Annotated in this window: 18 protein-coding genes, 1 tRNA gene and 1 pseudogene; 19 read left to right on the plus strand and 1 reads right to left on the minus strand. The window is 67.6% G+C overall.

The features are described from left to right. The first annotated feature begins 45 nt into the window (after positions 1–45). Positions 46–573 (plus strand): hypothetical protein, encoded by a 528-nt coding sequence (locus tag EJE94_RS13095; RefSeq protein ID WP_165904841.1) that lies wholly within the window; start codon positions 46–48, stop codon positions 571–573. A gap of 392 nt (positions 574–965) precedes the next feature. After that, positions 966–2,432 carry an MBL fold metallo-hydrolase RNA specificity domain-containing protein gene (locus EJE94_RS13100; RefSeq protein ID WP_121242166.1) on the plus strand — a complete coding sequence of 489 codons (1,467 nt, stop codon included), beginning with the start codon at positions 966–968 and terminating at the stop codon, positions 2,430–2,432. Here EJE94_RS13100 and EJE94_RS13105 read toward each other — a convergent pair. After that, entirely contained in the window at positions 2,416–2,979 is a 564-nt protein-coding gene (locus EJE94_RS13105) for a class I SAM-dependent methyltransferase (protein ID WP_121242167.1), read from the minus strand. The two genes, EJE94_RS13100 and EJE94_RS13105, sit on opposite strands and share 17 nt — an antisense overlap. Positions 2,980–3,140: 161 nt before the next feature. Here EJE94_RS13105 and EJE94_RS13110 point away from each other — a divergent pair, with 161 nt between their 5' ends. The 17 genes and pseudogenes from EJE94_RS13110 to EJE94_RS13190 all read left to right on the plus strand — a co-directional run bounded on the left by EJE94_RS13110 (position 3,141) and on the right by EJE94_RS13190 (position 22,037). After that, a complete protein-coding gene (locus EJE94_RS13110) occupies positions 3,141–5,828 on the plus strand; it encodes a bifunctional acetate--CoA ligase family protein/GNAT family N-acetyltransferase (RefSeq protein ID WP_121242168.1) in 2,688 nt (895 codons plus the stop codon). Positions 5,829–5,975: 147 nt separating this feature from the next. Next, complete coding sequence (locus EJE94_RS15045) at positions 5,976–6,563, plus strand: molybdopterin-binding domain-containing protein (protein ID WP_121242169.1); 588 nt, start codon at positions 5,976–5,978, stop codon at positions 6,561–6,563. 12 nt (positions 6,564–6,575) lie between these two features. Beyond that, positions 6,576–9,038: pseudogene (gene fdnG / locus EJE94_RS13120) on the plus strand (formate dehydrogenase-N subunit alpha); the annotation flags it as partial. 9 nt (positions 9,039–9,047) lie between these two features. Beyond that, complete coding sequence (fdxH, locus tag EJE94_RS13125) at positions 9,048–9,935, plus strand: formate dehydrogenase subunit beta (protein WP_165904842.1); 888 nt, start codon at positions 9,048–9,050, stop codon at positions 9,933–9,935. After that, positions 9,932–10,552 carry a formate dehydrogenase subunit gamma gene (locus EJE94_RS13130; RefSeq protein WP_121242172.1) on the plus strand — a complete coding sequence of 207 codons (621 nt, stop codon included), beginning with the start codon at positions 9,932–9,934 and terminating at the stop codon, positions 10,550–10,552. Before fdxH ends, EJE94_RS13130 begins: the two co-directional genes overlap by 4 nt. A 63-nt stretch (positions 10,553–10,615) precedes the next feature. Next, positions 10,616–11,557 (plus strand): formate dehydrogenase accessory protein FdhE, encoded by a 942-nt coding sequence (gene fdhE / locus EJE94_RS13135; RefSeq protein ID WP_121242173.1) that lies wholly within the window; start codon positions 10,616–10,618, stop codon positions 11,555–11,557. A 65-nt stretch (positions 11,558–11,622) separates the two neighbouring features. After that, on the plus strand, positions 11,623–12,096 hold the full coding sequence (locus tag EJE94_RS13140; protein ID WP_121242174.1) for a (2Fe-2S)-binding protein: 474 nt from the start codon (positions 11,623–11,625) through the stop codon (positions 12,094–12,096). 10 nt (positions 12,097–12,106) lie between these two features. Continuing rightward, positions 12,107–14,266, plus strand: coding sequence for a xanthine dehydrogenase family protein molybdopterin-binding subunit (locus EJE94_RS13145; RefSeq protein WP_121242264.1), 2,160 nt, complete (start codon positions 12,107–12,109; stop codon positions 14,264–14,266). 60 nt (positions 14,267–14,326) lie between these two features. Further along, positions 14,327–15,733, plus strand: a complete 1,407-nt coding sequence (gene selA, locus EJE94_RS13150; RefSeq protein ID WP_121242175.1) for an L-seryl-tRNA(Sec) selenium transferase — start codon at positions 14,327–14,329, stop codon at positions 15,731–15,733. Between the two features lie 10 nt (positions 15,734–15,743). Continuing rightward, complete coding sequence (selB, locus tag EJE94_RS13155) at positions 15,744–17,660, plus strand: selenocysteine-specific translation elongation factor (protein WP_121242176.1); 1,917 nt, start codon at positions 15,744–15,746, stop codon at positions 17,658–17,660. Between the two features lie 8 nt (positions 17,661–17,668). Continuing rightward, positions 17,669–17,764, plus strand: a tRNA-Sec gene (locus EJE94_RS13160). Positions 17,765–17,787: 23 nt separating this feature from the next. After that, complete coding sequence (locus EJE94_RS13165) at positions 17,788–18,306, plus strand: superoxide dismutase family protein (protein WP_121242177.1); 519 nt, start codon at positions 17,788–17,790, stop codon at positions 18,304–18,306. Continuing rightward, positions 18,306–18,737, plus strand: coding sequence for a glycine cleavage system protein H (locus tag EJE94_RS13170; protein ID WP_121242178.1), 432 nt, complete (start codon positions 18,306–18,308; stop codon positions 18,735–18,737). Before EJE94_RS13165 ends, EJE94_RS13170 begins: the two co-directional genes overlap by 1 nt. Then, complete coding sequence (locus tag EJE94_RS13175; RefSeq protein WP_121242179.1) at positions 18,734–19,120, plus strand: DsrE family protein; 387 nt, start codon at positions 18,734–18,736, stop codon at positions 19,118–19,120. Before EJE94_RS13170 ends, EJE94_RS13175 begins: the two co-directional genes overlap by 4 nt. Then, positions 19,099–19,689 carry a DNA-3-methyladenine glycosylase I gene (locus tag EJE94_RS13180; protein WP_121242180.1) on the plus strand — a complete coding sequence of 197 codons (591 nt, stop codon included), beginning with the start codon at positions 19,099–19,101 and terminating at the stop codon, positions 19,687–19,689. Before EJE94_RS13175 ends, EJE94_RS13180 begins: the two co-directional genes overlap by 22 nt. A gap of 132 nt (positions 19,690–19,821) precedes the next feature. After that, complete coding sequence (locus tag EJE94_RS13185; protein WP_121242181.1) at positions 19,822–20,367, plus strand: DUF302 domain-containing protein; 546 nt, start codon at positions 19,822–19,824, stop codon at positions 20,365–20,367. A gap of 26 nt (positions 20,368–20,393) precedes the next feature. Then, complete coding sequence (locus EJE94_RS13190; RefSeq protein WP_121242182.1) at positions 20,394–22,037, plus strand: tetrathionate reductase family octaheme c-type cytochrome; 1,644 nt, start codon at positions 20,394–20,396, stop codon at positions 22,035–22,037. The last annotated feature ends 4 nt before the right edge of the window (positions 22,038–22,041 follow it).

The following is a 22,041-nucleotide window of genomic DNA, read 5'->3' on the forward strand; positions in this document are numbered from 1 at the left end:
TTGACAGAACAGGCTGGGAGCTTGCGGTCATTCGCATGGGTGAGCTTGCTTGACGACGGCTCGGTATCTGTCGGACTTCTTGACAAGACATTTCAAGTCCCCGCTTTGGGAAGCCAAGTCGAAATAGGTGGGGTCGTCTACCGTCAGGCAATTGATCTGAAGGCTGCCCACGGAAACGTGGCAATTTCCAATCCTCACTTCACTTTCCACCCCGCGGCTTACTATCACCTACGAGCAAATGGCGAAGCAGAATTATTTTCCGGCCTCCTGATGGTGGATCTCGTTGTCCAATCCGAAGGTGTTCTGCCTTGGATAAGAGTGGTGTCGAACCCCGTCACAAATCTGAAGAGATTCCAAGGTGCCCCCGAAGGCCGAGCAATTGAGGTGATTCGACTTCAAGTTCCAAGCGAAGAACATTCGGTGTCATTGGAGGTGGATTTCGTCAACGCAGAAACCAAGGATGCTGCGTCACCCAAAGATTTGTTCATGGACTGGCATGGAAGAACTATTCGCGTCCGCGCGTTCCATGTCGAAGCCCAGGGTGCAACCCTATGGTGGAATCATTCATCTTGATACCGAGGCCTAACCTCTCGGCCAACAAGGATCCGATACCTCAAACGTAGCAGTCACCGCAAAACGGCGCGGCATGCCGGGTCGGCGCCGATTTCGCGAACGCCGCGGCGACGGGGCGGCCGCCGGGGAAGTCCGGGCTCGTTGTCTGAGCGGCGCAGCCGCGAGTTTCGAGCCCGGCTGGCGGGCGCTCCGGCGCAAGGGAACCCGCAGGGCGGGAGCGCATGAGGCGTCGGCCCGGCATGCCACGCCGCCGCGCCCAACGCAATCACCGTCCCGCCAGCGCCGACTTTTCCTAGGCGGCCGATAGCACGGCACCTTGCCCCCGCCCCGCCGCTGCCGGACAATGACAGCACCAACGACAGAGGCTGCGGCCGCGTCGCCGCAGCGACATCATGCACATCAGCTTTCTCGGCGCGGCGCGCGAGGTCACCGGCTCCTGCTATCTGGTGGAATCCGCGACCAGCCGCTTCCTCGTCGATTGCGGCATGTTCCAGGGCGGGCGCGAGGCGCGCGGCAAGAACCGCGCGGCGCTGGCCTTCGATCCGCGCCGCATCGACTTCGTGCTGCTGAGCCATGCCCACATCGACCACTCGGGCCTGCTGCCGCGGCTGGTGGCGCTGGGCTACCGCGGGCCGATCTACGCCACGCCGGCGACCTGCGACCTGCTCGCGGTGATGCTGCCCGACTCGGGCTACATCCAGGAGAAGGAAACCGAGCGCGAGAACCGCCATCGCCACCGCGCCCGCCACGCCGACGCGCGCGACGGCAGCTACCGCCGCTCGGCGCAGGAAAGCGCGCCGCTCTACACCGTGGCCCAGGCCCACGACTGCCTGCGCCAGCTCAAGCGCATCGACTACGACACCGAGTTCGAGCCGGCGCGCGGCATGCGCTGCCGCCTGCGCGATGCCGGGCACATCCTCGGCGCCTCCATCATCGAGTTGTGGGTCGAGGAGCGCGGCGCCACGCGCAAGCTGGTGTTCTCGGGCGATCTCGGCCAGCCGGGGCGGCCGATCGTGCGCGACCCGACACCGATCGCCGAAGCCGACACCCTGCTGGTCGAATCGACCTACGGCAACCGCCTGCACAAGACCTTCGAGGAGAGCGAGCAGGAACTGGTGCGCGCCATCGACGAGACCATCGGGGCGAAATCGGCCGGCGGCCAGGGCAACCTGATCGTGCCGGCCTTCGCCGTCGGGCGCACGCAGGAGGTGCTCTACGCGCTGGGCGACCTGCTGCGCCGCGGCCTGATCCGCCGCGACATCGAGATCTACGTCGACTCGCCGATGGCCGTGGCGGCAACGGAGGTGACGCAGCGCCACCAGGCGCTGACCGACATCGAGGCGCGCAGCCTCGCCGCCTGGCAGGCGCAGAGCCGCAGCCACCGGCCGAACATCCGCTACACCGAAAACGTCGAGGACTCGATGGCGCTCAACGAGGTGCGCGGCGCCATCATCGTCTCGGCCAGCGGCATGTGCGACGCCGGCCGCGTCAAGCACCACCTGCGCCACAACCTGCCGCGCGCCGAGTCGGGCGTGCTCATCACCGGCTTCCAGGCCGAGGGTTCGCTAGGCCGGCGGCTGGTGGATGGCGCGCGCATGGTGCGCATCTTCGGCGACGAGGTGATGGTGCGCTCGCGCATCTACACCATCGGCGGCCTCTCGGCGCACGCCGACCAGGCCGCGCTGCTCGGCTGGCTGGGCAACTTCACCGCACCGCCGCGGCAGACCTTCGTCGTGCACGGCGAAGCGGAGACCGCCACCGAATTCGCGACGCTGATCGAGGAAAAGCTGGGCTGGGCCGCCGAGGCGCCGGAAGCGGGAAGTCGCGTCGAACTGGCGGCGACTACGGCGGCAGCCTGAGCGGCCCGCCGCGCCGTGCGCAGATGCGCTGGATCACGGCGGGCCGCGGCGAGGCGACCTCGCCCTGCTCGAAGGCGATCACCGAGAAGTGTGTTCCTTGAACCATCTCGAGCAGTTCGCCCGGGCGCAACAGGAATTGCGGGTTGCTCGGCTTGCCGAAGCGCTCGTTGCCGAGCATGAAGGTCTCGTAGATCAGCACGCCCTCCTCGCCCAGCGCGTCGAGCAGCGCGGGCAGCAGCGGCCGCCAGAGGTAGTTGGTGACGACGATGCCGGCGAAGGCGCGGCCGCGATAGGGCCAGGGGCCGCCCTCGAGGTCGGCCGCGCGCGTCGTCACGCCGGGCAGTCCGGACAGTTCGGCCAGCGCCGCCGCGTCGCGATCCACGGCCTCGACGCCGTAGCCGAGTTCGTGCAGCAGCCGGGTGTGGCGGCCGCCGCCGCAGGCGAGGTCGAGCACCTCGCCGCTTGCCGGAATCAGCGGCGCGAAGCGGCGGACCCAGGCGGAAGGGGCGGTGGCGGGAGCCTGCGGCTGGAAGGACGTTTCGCTCATATGGCCGTGGATTGTAGCTACGGCCGCTTCGATTAACGTCGATGAAGCCGACGTTAGCCTTCGCTGAAACTTCGTTTTGACCGATTTCCGCATAGCCGGATTGGCGTCCCTGTGCTATGCTGCGTTGCAGCAAACTGCCCAGATCAACCATAGGGCGAACCATGAACTACGAACAGCACTACCTCACCTCGCTCTTCGAGCCGAAGTCGATCGCCATCGTCGGCGCCTCGGAGACTCCCTGCACCGTCGGCACGGTCCTCGTGCGCAACATGCTGGACGGCGCCTACAAGGGCAAGCTCTTCTGCGTCAATCCCAAGCACGAGACCGTGTTCGGCATGAAGAGCTACGACTCGGTCGAGAGCATCCCGCAGCGGCTCGACCTCGCCGTGATCTGCACCCTGCCCGAGACCGTGCCCGCCATCGTCGAGGCCTGCGGCCGCGCCGGCACGCGCAACGTCATCGTGATCAGCGGCGGTTTCTCCGAGGCCGGGCCGCGCGGCGCCTCGCTCGAGCGCGCCGTGATCGAGACCGCGCGCCGACACCGCGTGCGCCTGATCGGCCCCAACTGCCTCGGCATCATGCGCCCGGGCGCGGGCGTCAACCTCACCTTCGCCCACGGCGGCGCCAATCCCGGCACCATCGGCCTCGTCTCGCAGTCCGGCGCGCTGTGCACTGCGATCCTCGACTGGGCGCAACCGAACAACGTCGGCTTCTCCACCGTGGTATCGCTGGGCGGATCGTCCGACGTCGATTTCGGCGAGATCCTCGACTACCTGGTCTCCGACCCGAAGACCGAGAACATCTTCCTCTACATCGAGGGCATCAAGAATCCGCGCCGCTTCATGAGCGCGCTGCGCGCCGCCGCGCGCTGCAAGCCAGTGCTGCTGATCAAGGTCGGCAAGCACGCGGCGGGCGAAAAAGCCGCGCTGTCGCACACCGGCTCGCTGGTCGGCGCCGACGACGTCTTCGACGCGGCGCTGCGCCGCGCCGGCGTGGTGCGCCTGGGCAACGTCGGCCAGATGTACGCCGCCGCCTCGGCGCTGTTCTCGCACTTCCGCCCGCGCGGCAACCGCCTGGCCATCATCACCAACGGCGGCGGCCCCGGCGCGATGGCGGCCGACCACGCCGCGGACATCGGCATCCCGCTGGCCAGGCTTTCCGACGCCACCACCAAGAAGCTCACCGAGTTGCTGCCGCCAACCTGGTCCAAGGCCAATCCGCTCGACATCATCGGCGACGCCGATCCCCAGCGCTACGCCGCCGCGCTGACGGCCTGCATCGAGGACGACGGCGTCGACGGCGTGCTGGCGATCCTGACGCCGCAGGCGATGACCGATCCGACGCAGGTGGCGCGCACGCTGCTCGACATCGCCGTCAAGACCGACAAGCCCCTGGTGACCTGCTGGATGGGCGAGGCGCAGGTGCACGAGGCGCGGCTGCTGTTCAAGGGCGCCGGCATCCCGACCTTCCGCACGCCCGAGCCGGCGGTCGAACTGTTCTCGCACATCTCGGCCTACTACCGCAACCAGCAGCTGCTGATGCAGACGCCGGCCGCCATTGCCGACCACGTGCCGCCGCGACTCGAGTCGGCCAAGCTGGTGATCGAGACCGCGCTATCCGAAGGCCGCAAGATGCTCAACGAGATGGAGTCGAAGGCGCTGCTCGCCGCCTTCCGCATCCCCATCGCCCAGACGGTGGTGGCGCGCTCGCCCTCGGAGGCCATGGTGCTGGCCGAGGAGATCGGCCTGCCGGTGGTGATGAAGATCGACTCGCCGCAGATCACCCACAAGACCGACTCCGGCGGCGTGCGACTCAACCTCAACTCGCTGGCCGCCGTGCGCGACGCCTACAACGAGATCCTCGACGACGTGAAGAAGAATCGCCCCGACGCGATCCTCCACGGCGTCGCCATCGAGCCGATGATCCAGAAGGCCAACGGCCGCGAGCTGATGGTGGGCATGGTCAAGGACGAGATCTTCGGGCCGACCATCGTCTTCAGCCGCGGCGGCACCGACGTCGAGACCGGGCGCAGCCGCCGCGCGGTGGCGCTGCCGCCCCTCAACGGCTTTCTCGTGCGCGACCTGCTCGAGTCGGCGCGCGACATGGCGCGGCTGGGCGAGTTCCGCAACATGCCGGCGGTGAACCAGGAGGCGCTCGAGGCCGTGTTGCTGCGCGTCTCGGAGATGGTCTGCGAACTGCCGTGGATCAGCGAACTCGACATCAACCCGCTGATCGTCGACGAGCAGGGCGCCGTGGCGGTCGATGCCCGCATCGCCATCGAGAACATCCCGCTGACCGCCAGCCGCTACGATCACATGGCGATCCACCCCTACCCCTCGCACCTGGTCACCAGCTACCAGAAGGACGGCAGGACGGTGACCATCCGCCCGATCAAGCCCGAGGACGCCGATATCGAAAGCGACTTCGTGCGCAAGCTGTCGGCGGAAACCAAGTATTTCCGCTTCATGAACACCATTCGCGAACTCGGCCAGTCGCAGCTGATCCGCCTGACGCAGATCGACTACGATCGCGAGATGGCCTTCATCGCCGTGGCCGAGAAAGATGGCGAGGAAGTCGAGATCGGCGTCTGCCGCTACGCCACCAACCCGGACGGCGAATCCTGCGAGTTCGCCATCGTCGTCGCCGACGATTGGCAGGGCAAGGGCCTGGCGCGGCGGCTGATGGGCGTGCTGATCGAGACGGCGCGCAGCCGCGGCCTCAAGTACATGAACGGCGACTTCCTCTCGGAGAACGGCCGCATGCTCGCCTTCGTGCAGAGCCTGGGCTTCGTCATGTCGCCCCACCCCGAGGATTCGGGACTGAAGCGCGGCGTGCTGACGCTCGACTGATCACGGCATTTTTCGCATAGCAGATATACCAAATTATTTATCCATCCATACATTGAAATGCTTGATGACTGAAGGTACCATCCTCCGAGCGGCCGTGCTCCGGCTGCGCCCATAGCAGGCTAACCGCCTGATATAAAAGGAGGAGTCATGCAAGTCACACGGCGGCAGTTCTTCAAGGTCTGCGGCGCCGGACTCAGCGGTTCGAGCATTGCCCTGATGGGATTCTCGCCCGCGCCGGCCCTGGCGGAGGTGCGCAGCTTCAAGCTCGCCCGCGCCACGGAAACCCGCAACATGTGCCCCTACTGCTCGGTGAGCTGCGGGGTGCTGATCTACACCACGGGCGACAAGTCCAAGAACGCGAAAGCGGACATCATCCACATCGAGGGCGACCCGGACAATCCGGTGAATCGCGGCACGCTGTGCCCGAAAGGCGCCGGCCTGCTCGACATGGTCAAGAGCCCCAACCGGCTCAAGTGGCCGGAAGTGCGCGAGCCCGGCAGCAGCGAGTGGAAGCGCATTTCGTGGGATGACGCGATCAGCCGCATCGCCACCCACATGAAGAAGGACCGCGACGCCAATCTCGTCGAGAAGAATGCCGAGGGCGTGACGGTCAACCGCTGGAACACCACGGGCTTCCTGGCTTCCTCCGCCGCCGGCAACGAAGCCGGTTATCTCACCGTCAAGATCCTTCGCGGCCTGGGAGCCGTAGCGCTCGACACGCAAGCCCGCATCTGACACGCCCCCACGGTATCCAGTCTGGGTCCGACATTTGGGCGTGGTTCGATGACGAACCACTGGGTCGACATCAAGAATGCCGACCTCGTCCTGGTCATGGGCGGCAATGCGGCCGAAGCGCATCCCTGCGGCTTCAAGTGGGTGATCGAAGCGAAGAAGGACCGCAAGGCCAAGCTGGTCGTGGTCGACCCGCGCTTCACGCGTTCCGCCGCCGTCTCCGACTACTACGCGCCGATCCGTTCCGGCAGCGACATCGCCTTCCTTGGCGGCGTCATCAACTACCTGCTGACCAATGACAAGATCCACCACGACTACGTCAAGGCCTATACCAACGCCAGCTTCCTGATCGACGAGGGCTACAAGTTCGAGGATGGTTTCTTCTCCGGCTACAACCCGGAGAAGCGCAGCTACGCCAAGGACACCTGGAAGTACCAGACGGACAAGGACGGCTACGCCAAGGTCGACCCGACGCTGCAGGACCCGCGCTGCGCCTTCCAGCTCATGAAGCAGCATTACAGCCGCTACACGCCGGAACTGGTCAGCAAGGTCACCGGCACGCCGAAGGATGCCTTCCTCAAGGTCTGCGAGCACATCGCCGAAACCGCGGCGCCCAACAAGACCATGACCATCTGCTACGCCCTGGGGTGGACACAGCACTCGGTGGGTTCGCAGAACATCCGCACCATGGCCATGATCCAGCTACTGCTCGGCAACATGGGCATGGCCGGCGGCGGCATCAACGCGCTGCGCGGCCACGCCAACGTGCAGGGCATCACCGACATGTGCCTCTACTCGGAAGTGCTGCCCGGCTACCTGGCCGCGCCGACCGACGCCGACAAGAACTGGGCCGAGTTCGTCGACAAACGCACGCCGAAGACGCTGCGGCCGAACCAGATGAACTACGGCCAGAACTTCTCGAAGTGGGCCACCAGCCTGATGAAGGCCTGGTACGGCGCGGCGGCGACCGACAAGAACGACTACGCCTACGACTGGCTGCCGAAGAAGGACGCAGCCTACGACGTGCTGGCGATCTTCGAACGGATGCACCAGGGCAAGATGAACGGCTTCCTCTGCCAGGGCTTCAACCCGCTGGCCTCGGTGTCGAACAAGAAGAAGGTCGGCGACGCCATGGCGAAGCTGAAGTACCTGGTGGTCATCGACCCGCTGGCGACCGACACGTCCGAGTTCTGGAAGCCGCACGGCGAGTTCAACGAGGCCGACCCGGCGAAGATCCAGACCGAGGTGTTCCGCCTGCCGGCCAATCTTTTCGCCGAGGAAAGCGGCTCCTTCACCAACTCCGGCCGCGTCATCCAGTGGCACTGGAAGGCCGCCGACGGTCCGGGCGAATCGAAGGGCGACATCGAGATCATGGCCGGCCTGTTCCTCAAGCTCAAGGAGATGTACGCCAAGGATGGCGGCAAGCTGCCCGAGCCCATCCTCAACCTGACCTGGCCGCACCGCATCGCGGCGAAGCCTTCGCCCGAGGAACTCCTCATGGAGATCTCCGGCAAGGCGCTGGGCGAAGTGCTCGATCCCAAGGACAAGACCAAGGTCCTGGCCAAGCCCGGCGAGCAACTGGCCGGCTTCGCCCAGTTGCGCGACGACGGCTCGACCGCCTGCGGCAACTGGATCTACGGCGGCTGCTGGTCGCAGGCGGGCAACCTCACGGCGCGGCGCGACAACAGCGATCCGTCCGGCCTCGGCCAGACGCTGAACTGGGGCTACGCCTGGCCGGCCAACCGGCGCATCCTCTACAACCGCGCCTCCTGCGACGTCTCGGGCAAGCCCTGGGATCCGAAACGGGCGGTGATCAAGTGGAGCGGCACCGCGTGGGGCGGCAACGACGTGCCCGACATGCGGCCGGATGCGGCGCCCGACGAGAACGTGATGCCCTTCATCATGACCGCCGAGGGCGTTGCCCGCCTGTTCGCGCCGGCCCTGGCGGAAGGCCCGTTCCCCGAACACTACGAACCCTTCGAGACCCCGCTCGACCGGAACCCCTTCCACCCCAACAACCCCAAGGCCGTCAGCAATCCGGCGGCGCGGGTGTACAAGGGCGACATGGAGGTGTTCGGCAAGGCCAAGGACTTCCCCTACGTCGCGACGACCTATCGCCTGGTCGAGCACTTCCACTTCTGGACCAAGCACGCCAGGATCAACGCCGTGCTGCAGCCCGAGCAGTTCGTCGAGATCGGCGAGGAACTGGCCAAGGAGAAGGGCATAGCCAACGGCGACAAGGTGAAGGTGCGCAGCAACCGCGGCTTCATCAAGGCCGTCGCGGTGGTGACCAAGCGCATCAAGGCGCTCGACGTCGACGGCAAGAAGGTGCATACCGTCGGCATCCCGCTGCACTGGGGCTTCAAGGGAGTCGCCAAGCCGGGCTACATCACGAACACGCTGACGCCGTTCGTGGGTGACGCCAATTCGCAGACGCCGGAGTTCAAGGCGTTCCTGGTCAACATCGAGAAGGCATAAGGAGAGATCATGGCACTGCAATCGCTAGATATCGCCCGCCGCTCGGCCACGACCACGCCGCCGCCGGCGGTGCGCGAAACAACGGAAGTGGCGAAGCTGATCGACGTGTCCACCTGCATCGGCTGCAAGGCCTGCCAGGCGGCGTGCATGGAGTGGAACGACATCCGCGACGAGGTGGGGACGAACTCGGGGGTCTATGACAACCCGGCCGACCTGACCGCCAAGTCGTGGACCGTGATGCGCTACGCCGAAGTGGAAGAGAAAGGCAGGCTGGAGTGGCTGATCCGCAAGGACGGCTGCATGCACTGCGCCGACCCGGGCTGCCTCAAGGCCTGCCCGGCCCCCGGCGCCATCATCCAGTACGCCAACGGCATCGTCGATTTCCACCAGGAAAACTGCATCGGCTGCGGCTACTGCATCACCGGCTGCCCCTTCAACATCCCGCGCATCTCCAAGGAGGACAGCAAGGCCTACAAGTGCTCGCTGTGTTCCGACCGGGTGGCCGTGGGCCAGGCACCGGCCTGTGCCAAGGTCTGCCCGACCGGCGCGATCCAGTTCGGCTCGAAGGAGCAGATGAAGGACTACGCCGACAAGCGCATCGGCGACCTCAAGTCGCGCGGCTACGACAAGGCCGGGCTCTACGATCCGCAAGGCGTCGGCGGCACGCACGTCATGTACGTGCTGCACCACGCCGACCGGCCGGAGCTCTACAAGGGCCTGCCCAACGATCCCGGCATCAGCCCGCTGGTCTCGCTGTGGAAAGGCTTCGCCAAGCCGCTCGCCAACGTCGCGCTGGCGGCCGTGGCGCTGGGCAGCCTGTTCCACTACGTCACCAAGGGGCCGAACGAGGTGTCGAAGGAACTGGAAGACGAGCTTGAGAAGGAGGATGCACAATGATCCGCAACCCGAAGGACCTCAAGCGCTACACGGCGCAGGAGCGGGCGAACCACTGGGTGGTGGGCATCAGCTTCATCCTGCTCGCCATCTCCGGACTCGCCTTCTTCCATCCGGCATTCTGGCCGATGACGCAGCTGTTCGGCGGCGGCGTCTGGGCGCGCATCCTGCACCCCTTCCTCGGGGTGCTGATGGCGTTGTCGTTCCTGTCCATCTTCTTCCGCTTCAGGTCGTTGAACGTGATGACGCCGACGGACAGGGAATGGCTGTCGCGAGCGAAGGAAATGGTCGATGGCAATGACCACGACATGCCGGAACAGGGCAAGTACAACGGCGGCCAGAAGATGATGTTCTGGGCGCTCGCCCTGTGCATGCTGCTGCTCATGGTGTCGGGCGTCCTGCTGTGGCGCGCCTACTTCGGCTTCCCGGTCGAACTGGTGCGCTTCGGCGCCGTGATCCACGCCGCCACCGCCGCCGTGATGATCGCGCTGATCATGGTGCATATCTACGCCGCGATCTGGGTGAAGGGCACCGTCCGCGCCATGTGGTACGGTACGGTCACGCGCGCCTGGGCCAAGCAGCACCATCGCGCCTGGTATCGCCAGGTCACGGGCAAGTAGCCTTCATCCACATCCGCGCGGCCCGCGGGCACTCGAAGCAGTGTTCGCGGGCCGTTTTTCGACATGACGCCAAGCATCCAAACGACACCCACGATTCAGATCAAGTCCGCAGCCGAGCCGCCTGCGGTCATCGCCCCCGACGCCGGCAGCGTCTTCGCCACCCGCGCCCGGCGCTTCGAACAACTCGCCGACGGCCATGTTCTGGCCGACTGGCTGAAATTCCTGGCGACGCTTACCCGCGCCCAGCATGCCGCGCTGCAGTCGCTGCCGGCCCTGCCGCTGCCCGATGCGGCGGCACTGGCGCGCGCCCGCGAGCACCGCATGCCGCCCCTGCCCGCCCAGTCGTGGCCGCGCGATGCCGCCTGGCACGCCGTGCTGCGCCAGCTGGTGGAGACCGTCACTCCGGCCGCGCCGGAATCCGCCCGCGGCGACCTCGCCCGCCTCGCGGCCCTGCCACCCGCCGACCTCGAGGCGCCGGCCGAACGCGTGCTGCATACCGAGCTCTACGGCGCGGACGCCGCGCTGCTGCCCTACGTCGGCGCGGCGCTGCAGGTGCTATGGACCGGCGCCGCCGCACAGCTCGGCGCCTCGCGCGGCATCGCCGCGCTCGACGTGCCCGGCGTCTGCCCCTGCTGCGGCTTCCTGCCGGTCGCCTCGGTCGTGCGCAACGCCGGCGCCGGCGAAAACACGGTGGCCAACCTGCGCTATCTGCACTGCGCGCTGTGCAACACCGAGTGGAACCTGGTGCGCGTCAAGTGTGCGGCCTGCGATGCCACCGAAGGCATCGCCTACCGCGAACTCGCGGGCGACGCGGTGAAGCGGCCGGGAGCCGTGCGCGCCGAGACCTGCGATTCCTGCAAGAGTTACCTGAAGGTCGTCTATCAGGAGAAGGGCGGCGTCGATCCGGTCGCCGACGACCTCGCCACGCTGGCGCTGGACATCCTGGTCGACGAAGCGGGCTACGCCCGCGCCGGCCCCAACCTGCTGCTGGTGCCGGGCGGCTAGCAGCCTGTCGTACCGGGTGCCTATACCGTACCGGTCAGGCCGGGCTTTTCGACAGAGGGGACCAGATGCTTGAACTCAAGATCAACGGCACCATCCGCCGGGTCGATGTCGAGCCCGAGATGCCGCTGCTGTGGGTGCTGCGCGACCACCTCGGCCTGCTCGGAACCAAGTATGGCTGCGGCATCAACGTCTGCGGCGCCTGCACGGTGCATATCGACGGCCAGGCGGTACGCGCCTGTTCCCTGCCCGCATCCAAGGCCGTCGGCAAGGCCATCGTCACCATCGAGGGGCTGTCGCCAAAGGGTGCGGCGGGCCTGCATCGCATCCAGCAGGCCTGGATCGACCACCAGGTGCCCCAGTGCGGCTACTGCCAGACCGGCATGATCATGTCGGCCGCCGCGCTGCTGGCGAAGAATCCCTCACCTTCCGATGCCGATATCGACGCGACCATGACCAACCTTTGCCGCTGCGGTACCTACGCCCGGGTGCGCGAGGCGATCCATGCCCTCGCCGGCCGGCCCGCCGCGAAGAAGGCGTGAGGAGAGCGCCATGACTGCCGCCCTCTCCCGCCGCGAATTCCTCAAGGCCTCCGCCGCGATCGGCGGCGGCTTCGCCCTCGAGTTCAGTTTCCCCGCCGCAAGCAATGCCGCGGCGACGCCGGGCAAGGCCGTGCCCGAGGTCAACGCCTGGATCGTGATCCACCCGGACGACCGGGTCGTCATCCGCATCGCCCGTTCCGAGATGGGACAGGGCACGCAGACCGCGCTCGCCCAGCTCGTCGCCGAGGAACTCGACTGCGACTGGGCCAGGGTCAGCACCGAGTTCGCCTCGCCCAACGAGCATATCCGGCGCAACCGCATCTGGGGTTCGATGTCGACCGGCGGCAGCATGGGCGTGCGCTCGTCGCAGGACTACGTACGCAAGGCGGGCGCCAGTGCCCGCGACATGCTGACGCGGGCGGCGGCCGCGCGCTGGCAGGTTCCCGCCACGGAATGCGCGGCCGCTGCTGGCGTGATCACCCACCGCCCGAGCGGCCGCACGCTGCGCTACGGCGAGGTGGCCGCCGACGCCGCCAGGCTGTCGCCGCCAGCCGAGGTGGTGCTGCGCGACCCGAAGGACTGGAAGATCGCCGGCAAGTCGATTCGGCGCCTCGACATCCCCGACAAGGTCCTGGGCCGGCCCGTCTTCGGCGTCGACGTCACGCTGCCCGGCATGCTGCATGCATCGATCGCGCAATGCCCGGTGTTCGGCGGCAAGGTCGCGCGCGTCGATGCGCGCGTGGCCGAAAAAATGCGCGGGGTGAAAAAAATCGTACGCGAGAACGATTTCGTCGCGGTCGTCGCCGACAGCTGGTGGCGGGCCGACGAGGCGCTCGGCAAGCTCGGCATCGAGTGGGACGTCGGCGACCACGGCAGGGCGAGCAACGAGACGATAGACGCCATGCTGCGCGACGGTCTCGCCGCCCCCGACCTGCCGCAGGCGAAGAAGTCCGGCGATGCGCACGCGGCCCTGGCCACGGCGGCGAAGGTGATCGAGGCAGAGTACCGGTCGCCCTACCTCAACCATGCCACGCTGGAGCCGATGACCTGCACCGCCTGGTTCAAGCCGGACGGCACCCTCGAAGTGTGGACATCGACGCAGAACGGCGAGGCCTCGATGGCGGCCGCGGCCGAGGCCTCCGGCCTGCCGCTGGAGAAGATCGAGGTGCACAAGATGATGCTCGGCGGGGGCTTCGGTCGCCGCGGCGGACCGCAGGACTTCGTCATCCAGGGCGTGAAGATCGCCCGGGCGATGGCAGGCACGCCGGTGAAGCTGATGTGGTCGCGCGAGGAGGACATGCAGCACGGCTTCTACCGGCCCGCCAGCATCGTGCGCATGAAGGCGGGCCTCGACGCCCGCGGCAACATCGTCGCCATGCACACGAAGATCGCCTGCCCTTCGATCCTCAAGGTCCTGATGCCGCAGGCCCTCGGCAAGGACGGCATCGACTTCACGGCGGTGCGCACCTTCAGCGACATGCCCTACGCCGTGCCGAACCAGCAGGTCGACTACGCCCAGCGCAACGGCCACGTGCCCGTCGGCTTCTGGCGCGCGCCCGGACAGCAGAACGGCTTCTACCGCGAGTGCTTCATCGACGAACTGGCGTCCGCTGCGGGCAGGGACCCGGTCGAGTATCGCCTCGCCATGATGAGCCCGGGCGACAAGAACCGCCGCGTGCTCGAGGCCGTCGCGAAGGCCGCAGGCTGGGGCGCCACCCTGCCCGCAGGCGCGTTCCGCGGCGTTGCCGTGGTCGAAGGCTTCGGCAGCTTCGCCGCCACGGTGGCGGAACTCACGATCGACGCGGCGGGCGAGGTCAAGGTGCTGCGCATCGTCGTCGCCATCGATTCCGGGCACGTGGTGAACCCCGACAACTGCCGCGCGCAGGCGGAGAGCAACGTCATCTACGGACTCGGACCGATTCTCTACCAGGATAACAATGTCAGGAACGGACGCATCGTCGAGACGAACTTCAAGAACTTCCGCCTGCCGCAGATCGCGGAAATGCCGAAGGTGGAAACCGTTCTGGTCCCGAGCGGCGGCTTCTGGGGCGGGCACGGCGAGCCGGCGATCCTGCCGCTGGCGCCGGCCGTCTGCAACGCCGTCTTCGCCGCCACCGGCAAGCGCATCCGTTCCCTGCCGCTGAAGCATCACGATCTGCGCAAGGCATGACGCCCCGCTGGCCACGATAGAATCAACCCATCTTCGTTTCTGCCCGGTACGGGTGAAACCATGAGCGAACTGCACCGCCTGCCATCCGTCGATCGCCTGCTTGCCCACCCCGCGATCGCCTCACTGATCGAATCCCACGGCCGCAGCCTCGTCACCACGGAAGTGCGGGCGATGCTGGCGGCGACGCGCGAAGCGGTGAAAGGCGGCGCGCCGCTTCCCGGCGAAGACCGGCTCGTCGAAAAAGTCGGCGCCGGCGTGACGGCGAAGGCGACGCCGAAGCTGCGGCCAGTGTTCAATCTCACCGGCACCGTGCTGCACACCAACCTCGGCCGCGCACCGCTGCCCGAAGAGGCCGTGCAGGCGCTGGTCGCGGCGGCCCGCTCGCCTTGCGCCCTCGAATACGACCTCGATTCCGGCGGGCGCGGCGACCGCGACGACGTGGTCGCCGAACTGCTCCGCGAACTGACGGGCGCCGAAGCCGCGACGGTGGTGAACAACAATGCCGCCGCCGTGTTCCTGCTGCTCAACACCCTGGCGCAGAGAAAGCGCGTGGTCGTCTCGCGCGGCGAACTGGTGGAAATCGGCGGCGCCTTCCGCATTCCGGACGTGATGAGCCGTGCCGGGGCGAAGCTGGTCGAGGTCGGCACCACCAACCGCACCCACCTCAAGGACTTCGCCGCCGCCGTCGAGGAAGCGCCGACGCGTACGGCAATGCTGATGAAGGTGCACACCAGCAACTACGCGATCCAGGGCTTCACCCACGCCGTGCCGGAAAGCGAGCTGGCCGCACTCGCGCACCGCCACGGCCTGCCCTTCGTGGTCGATCTCGGCTCCGGCACGCTGACCGACCTTGCGCAATGGGGCCTGCCCCACGAACCGACGCCGCGCGAAGCCATCGCCGCCGGCGCCGACCTGGTGACCTTCTCCGGCGACAAGCTGCTCGGCGGCCCGCAGGCCGGGCTGCTGGTCGGCAGCAAGGAGCTGATCGCGAAGATCAAGAGGAATCCACTCAAGCGCGCCCTGCGCGTCGGCAAGCTCACGCTGGCCGCGCTCGAGGCCGTGCTGCGGCTTTACCGCGACCCCGACCGCCTGCACCTGCGGCTGACCGCGCTGCGCCAACTCACGCGGCCCGAGGCCGACATCCGCGCCGCCGCCGTACGCCTGCTGCCAGTGCTGAAAACGGCGCTGGCCGGATTGCCGGTCGCCGTCGAAATCGTGGCGCTGAAATCGCAGATCGGCTCGGGTTCGCTGCCCGTGGACCGCCTGCCCTCGGCCGGTTTCGCCGTGCGGCCCCAGGGCAGGCGCAGCGGCGTGCTCAATCGCATCGAGGAAGGCCTGCGCGGTCTCGCCCGGCCCGCGATCGGCCGCATCGAGGACGGCGCGCTGCTGCTCGACCTGCGCTGCCTCCAGCCGCAGGAAGAAGGCGAGTTCGCCGCGGCGCTGGCAGGACTGGAGCGCAACCCATGATCGTCGGCAAATGATCGTCGGCACGGCGGGCCACATCGACCACGGCAAGACCACGCTGGTGAAGGCGCTCACCGGCGTGGATGCCGACCGCCTGCCCGAGGAGAAGGCGCGCGGCATCACGCTCGACCTCGGCTACGCCTACGCGCCGCTGGCCGACGGTTCGGTGCTCGGCTTCATCGACGTGCCCGGCCACGAGAAGCTGATCCACAACATGCTGGCCGGTGCCACCGGCATCGACTTCGTGCTGCTGGTGATCGCGGCCGACGACGGGCCGATGCCGCAGACCCGCGAGCACCTGGAACTGATCGACCTGCTCGGCCTCGCCCACGGCGCGGTGGCGCTGACCAAATGCGATGCCGTCGATACCGCGCGACTCGCCGCGGCGCGCGGCGAAATCGAGGCGCTGCTGGACGGCACGGCGCTGGCGGGCAGCCCGATCTTCGTGCTGTCCGGCCGCAACGGCGAAGGCGTGCCCGCGCTGCGCGCGCACCTCGAAGCGGCCGCCGCGACCCATCATGCGCGCGCCGCCGAGGGGCGCTTCCGCCTCGCCATCGACCGCTGCTTCAGTCTTGCCGGCGTCGGCACGGTCGTCACCGGCACGGCATTCTCGGGAAAAGTCGGCGTCGGCGACACGGTGACGATTTCGCCCCCCGGGCTCAAGGCGCGCGTGCGCAGCCTGCACGTGCAGGACCGGCCCGCGCAAGCCGGGCGGGCGGGCGAGCGCTGCGCGCTGGCGCTGGCCGGCGACTTCGAGAAGAAGGACATCGAGCGCGGCATGTGGGTCGTCGAACCGGCGGCCGCCCGGCCCCTGACGCGCTTTCACGCCGAGTTGCGCGTTCCCGCCGGCCAGCCCGCGCTGAAGCACTGGACGGCGGTGCATCTGCATCTGGGCGCGGCCGACATCCTCGGCCGCGTGGCGCTGCTCGAAGGCGACGAACTCGCGCCGGGCGGGAACGCCCTCGCCGAGATCATCCTCGAACGCGAGACACTGGCGGTACACGGCGACCGCTTCGTCCTGCGCGATGCCGGCGCGCAGCGCACGGTCGCCGGGGGACGCGCACTCGACGTCTTTCCGCCATCGCGGCACAAGCGCAAGCCCGAGCGGCTGGCGCTGCTCGCCGCCATGCGCGACGACGATCCGGCGGCCACGCTGGCCCTGCTCGCCGCGCAGTCGCCCGCCGGCGTCGACCTTGCGCGCTTCGCCGGCAACTGGAATCTGGCCGACGCTGCGGCCGAGGCGCTCTGGCGCGGCGCGGGCCTGCGCGTGGTCGCCGACGGCAGCGGCCGCGCCGGCTTCGATGCGGCGGCCTGGCAGACGCTGCGCGGGCGGCTGCTCGACGCCCTCGCCCGCGACCATGAACGGACACCCGACATGGTCGGCGTCGAGCGCGAACGACTGCGGCGCATGACGCTGGCGCCGCTGCCGCGCCCGGCCTTCGACGCGCTGGTGGCGGAACTGCTGCGCGAGGACGCCATCCGCGGCAGCGGCGCCTGGCTGCACCTGCCGTCGCATCAGGCCAGCGTCTCGCCCGCCGACCGCGACCTGTTCGCCGTGCTCAAGCCGCTGCTCGATGCCGCGCCCTGCGGCCCGCCGCGCGTGCGCGACGTGGCGAAGGCCTCCGGCACCGCCGAGGACACCGTGCGCCAGCTGTTCCGCCGCGTGGCGCGCGCCGGCGAGCTCTACCCCGTGGCGCACGACCACTACTTCACGGCCGAGGCCGTGGCCGAGCTCGCGGCCATCGTCGCCCGGCTTTGCGCCGAGCACGGCAGCGCGCGCGCCGCCGACCTGCGCGACGCCATCGGCGGCGGCCGCAAGGTGGCGATCCACATCCTCGAGTTCTTCGACCGCATCGGCTACACTCGCCGCGTCCGCGACGAGCATGCCCTGAGACAGGCCGGCGCGGCACCGGAGTGGCAAACCCGATGAAGAACAACGGAAGAGAACGTTCCCCGGTGGGACGGCCGGTCTTCAAAACCGGCAGGGGCCGCCATGCGGTCCCGGGTGGGTTCGACTCCCTCTCTCTTCCGCCAATCACCCCTGAAGGAGAGAGACCATGAAAACCACAACGATGCTTTCCGCCGCCACCGCGGCCCTGCTTCTGAACGCCTGCGCCGGCACGACAGGTGGCGGCCCGGCCGCCCAGGCCACGCTCGAGCCGAGATCCGGCAGCCAGGTCGCCGGCAGCGTGACCTTCGTCGCCCACGACGACAAGCTGCGCGTCGAGGCCCGCGTCAGCGGCCTGACGCCGGGTGATCACGGCTTCCACATCCATGAATCCGGCGACTGCAGCGCGCCCGACGCCAGCAGCGCGAAGGGCCATTTCAACCCGGCAGGCAAGGCGCACGGCCATCAAGGCAGCGAGCACCACGCCGGCGACATGCCCAATCTCGTCGCCGACGCTTCCGGCAACGCCAATCTCGTCGCCGAGCTGAGCCAGCTGTCGCTGGCGGAAGGTTCCAGCGGCATCCTCGGGCGCAGCGTCGTGATCCACGCCGATCCCGACGATTACCGCTCGCAGCCGGCGGGCAATTCCGGCAAGCGCGTCGCCTGCGGCACCATCCGGCTGCGCTGATGGCGCGTGAGGTCTTCCGTGGCGCCGTTCCCGACGGTCTCCTCTACGACACCCGCCACGACATGTGGGTGCGCGTGGATGGGGACGACGTCGTGATCGGCGCCACCAGCCTCGGCATCTTCCATGCCGGGGAGATCATCGCCTTCACCGCCAAGCCGCGCGGCGCCGAAGTCGACAACGGCCGTGGCCTGGGCACGGTCGAGTGCGCCAAGACCGTGCTGGCGGTGCATGCACCGGTTTCCTTCGTGCTGACGCAAGCCAACGAAGACGCCGAGGAGAAACCGGCGCTGATCAACCGCGACCCCTACGGCCGCGGCTGGATGGTGCGGGGCCACGCCCGCGACTGGGAACGGGAACGCACCGCGCTGGTCGATGGCGCGACCTACCGCCACCACGTGCTGGCGATGGAACCCGACGCGGAGATCACATGAGCACCCACCGCACCCGGCTCGCCATCCTGCTCTGGGCCGCGACGCCCGAGCGGCCCGAGCTCTGCGCGACGCCCTTCGTGCACGCCACGGCGGCGGCAGCGCTCGACTGCGAGGTCGAGATCCACTTCAGCGGCCGTGCCACCCGCCTGCTCGTCGCCGGCGAGGCCGAGCGGCTGTTCGCGGCGGCCGGCGGCAGCAAGTCCATCTACGCCTTCATGCGCGAGGCCGCCAACCTCGGCGTGCGCTTCATCGGCTGCGCCATGGCGCTGCAGGCCAACATCCGTGAGGGCGAAGCCTACATTCCCGAGTATGCCGCCACGGCCAGCGCCACCGACTTCGTCCTGCGCACCCTGGATCCCGAATGGGCGACGCTGGTCTTCTGAAGCCGCGCTGCCCCTGGTGCGGCGACGATCCGCTCTACGTCGCCTACCACGACGAGGAATGGGGCGTGCCGCAGCACGACGAGCGCGTCCTTTTCGAGTTCCTCATCCTCGAAGGCGCCCAGGCCGGGCTGTCCTGGCTCACCATCCTGAGAAAGCGCGACAACTACCGCAAGGCCTTCGACGGTTTCGATCCGGCACGCGTGGCGCGCTACGACGATGCCGACGTCGCGCGGCTGCTGGCCGACCCCGGCATCGTGCGCAACCGCCTCAAGATCGCCGCCGCCATCGCCAACGCCCGCGCTTTCCTCGAGGTGCAGCGGGAATTCGGCAGCTTCGACGCCTATCTCTGGGGCTTCGTCGATGGCCGGCCGGTCCGCAATGTCTGGCAATCGATGGGCGACCTGCCGGCGACCTCCGCGGTATCCGATGCCCTGTCCAAGGATCTGAGGCACCGCGGCTTCAAATTCGTCGGTTCGACCATCTGCTACGCGCTAATGCAGGCGGTCGGCCTCGTCAACGACCATCTGGCGGGCTGTTTCCGGCATGCGCCGGTCCGCCATAGCCCATAAGTAAGCCCTGCCGGTCCTACTTATGGACCAGAAAAGAAGGCAGGTTTGTTTGATAATGGTCAACATCCGTGTCCGGACTTATAAGAGAATAAGCACGTTCTTATTTACTAGATTCACTAGGGGAGATTTGCCATGCTCAAGATCGTCGGTAGCTTCGTATTAGGCATCGTATTCACAGGCGTGCTCGGCTGGAACATGATGGGTGGAATGATGTTCCACGAACACCTCAGTCCTTTCGGCGTCGAGGAGACGGTGGCGCGCATCCAGCACAACATCGAAGCCGCCGGCAACGGCTGGTCGCTCTCGGGCCTGCGCAACCCCGCAGCCGCGGTCAAGGCCGACGGCGGCAACGCACTGCCGGTGATGATGGTCGAGGCCTGCTCGACCAAGTACTCCGGCCCGATCCTCAACGAGGACAGCGTGCGCTTCCTCTCCATCCTGATGCCCTGCAAGATCTCCGTCTACAAGAAGAACGACGGCAAGACCTACATCGGCGCCATGAACGCCGGCCTGCTGGGTCCCATGTTCGGCCCCTTGGTGGGCGACATCATGAGCAAGGTGGCCGCCGACCAGGCGAAGTTCATCATCATGGATCCGTCCAAGCCCACGCCGCAGATCATCTATCCCAAGGCGGCTGGCGGCGGTGGCGGCGGTGGCGGCGGCGGTAGCGGTTGCTGATCCCCGACCACACAGAGGAGTTCACCATGAGAATCACGCATATCCTTCTGGCGGCCCTGGCGGGGCTGAGCCTTGCCGCCGGCGCCTCCGAGCCCCCGGCCGCTGCTCCGGCAGCGCCGGCAGCGGCAGCGGCCCCCGCCGCGCCGGCCAAGATGCTCAGCAGCACGGCCGACCACAGCAAGTTCAAGGAACTGCAGCAGAGCTTCAAGTCCGGCCCCGAAGTCACCAAGGCCTGCCTCTCCTGCCACACCGAGGCGGCCAAGCAGATCCACAAGACCAAGCACTGGACCTGGGAGTGGGTCAACCCGGAGAACAACCAGAAGCTCGGCAAGAAAAACGTCATCAACAACTTCTGTACGGCGACGGCCTCGAACGAGAAGTTCTGCTCGTCCTGCCACGTCGGCTACGGCATGGAAAACGCCAAGACCTTCGACTACACGTCCGAGACGAATGTCGACTGCCTGGTTTGCCATGACACCACCGGTGCCTACAAGAAGCTGCCGGGCCTTGCCGGTCACCCGACCTACAAGGACATCGAGTTCCCGCCGGGCTCGGGCAAGATCGCCAAGGCGGTCGACCTGCCCAAGATCGCGCAGGCCGTCGGCAAGACCAGCCGCGACACCTGCGGCGCCTGCCACTTCTTCGGCGGCGGCGGCGACGCGGTCAAGCACGGCGACCTCGACAGTTCGTTGAAGAAGCCGGCGAAGTACCTCGACGTGCACATGGACGCCAAGGGCCTGAACTTCAGCTGCGCCACCTGCCACGCGACGCAAGGCCACAACATCCCGGGCAGCCGCTACACCCCGACCGGCAAGGCCGAGGACGCGGCCCACATGCGCGGCAAGGAAAACAAGGGCAACCCTGCTTCTTGCCAGTCCTGCCACGGCAGCGCACCGCACAAGGCCAAGGAGCGTCTCAACAGCCACACCGACAAGATCGCCTGCCAGACCTGCCACGTGCCGCAGTTCGCCCGCGCCCAGCCGACCAAGATGACCTGGGACTGGTCCACCGCCGGCAAGCTGACGCCCGACGGCAAGCGGATGAAGATCCCGGATGCCTCGGGTCACCACGACAAGTACGACTCGATCAAGGGCAACTTCACCTACGAGAGCGACGTCGTGCCCGAGTACGCCTGGCTCAACGGCAAGGTGAAATACACCCTGCTCGGCGACCCGGTCAATACGCAGGGCGTGACCAAGATCAACGAGTACGGTGGCAGCCCGACCGACGGCCAGTCGCGCATCTGGCCGCTCAAGGTGTTCCGCGGCAAGCAGCCCTACGACCTCGAAACCAAGTCGCTGCTGGTGCCCCACACCGCCGTCGGTTACGGCGAAAAGGACGACAGCGGCTTCTGGGCCAACTACAAGTGGGACGCCGCCCTCAAGGCGGGCGCCGCGGCGGCCGGACAGCCCTTCAGCGGCAAGTTCGACTTCGTCTCCACCGAGATGAGCTGGCCGATCACCCACATGGTCGCGCCGAAGGCCGATGCCCTGACCTGCACCCAGTGCCACGCCAAGAACGGCCGGCTGGCTTCGATCAAGGGTGTCTACATGCCGCGTCGCGACGCCAACGGCATGCTCGACATCATCGGCTGGCTGCTCGCCGCCGCGACGCTCGCCGGCGTGCTGATTCATGGCGGCCTGCGCACCTACCTCGGCCGGAAAGGGTAAGAAC

The organism is Sulfurisoma sediminicola, assembly GCF_003865015.1.
In the GTDB taxonomy this organism is placed as follows: domain Bacteria; phylum Pseudomonadota; class Gammaproteobacteria; order Burkholderiales; family Rhodocyclaceae; genus Sulfurisoma; species Sulfurisoma sediminicola.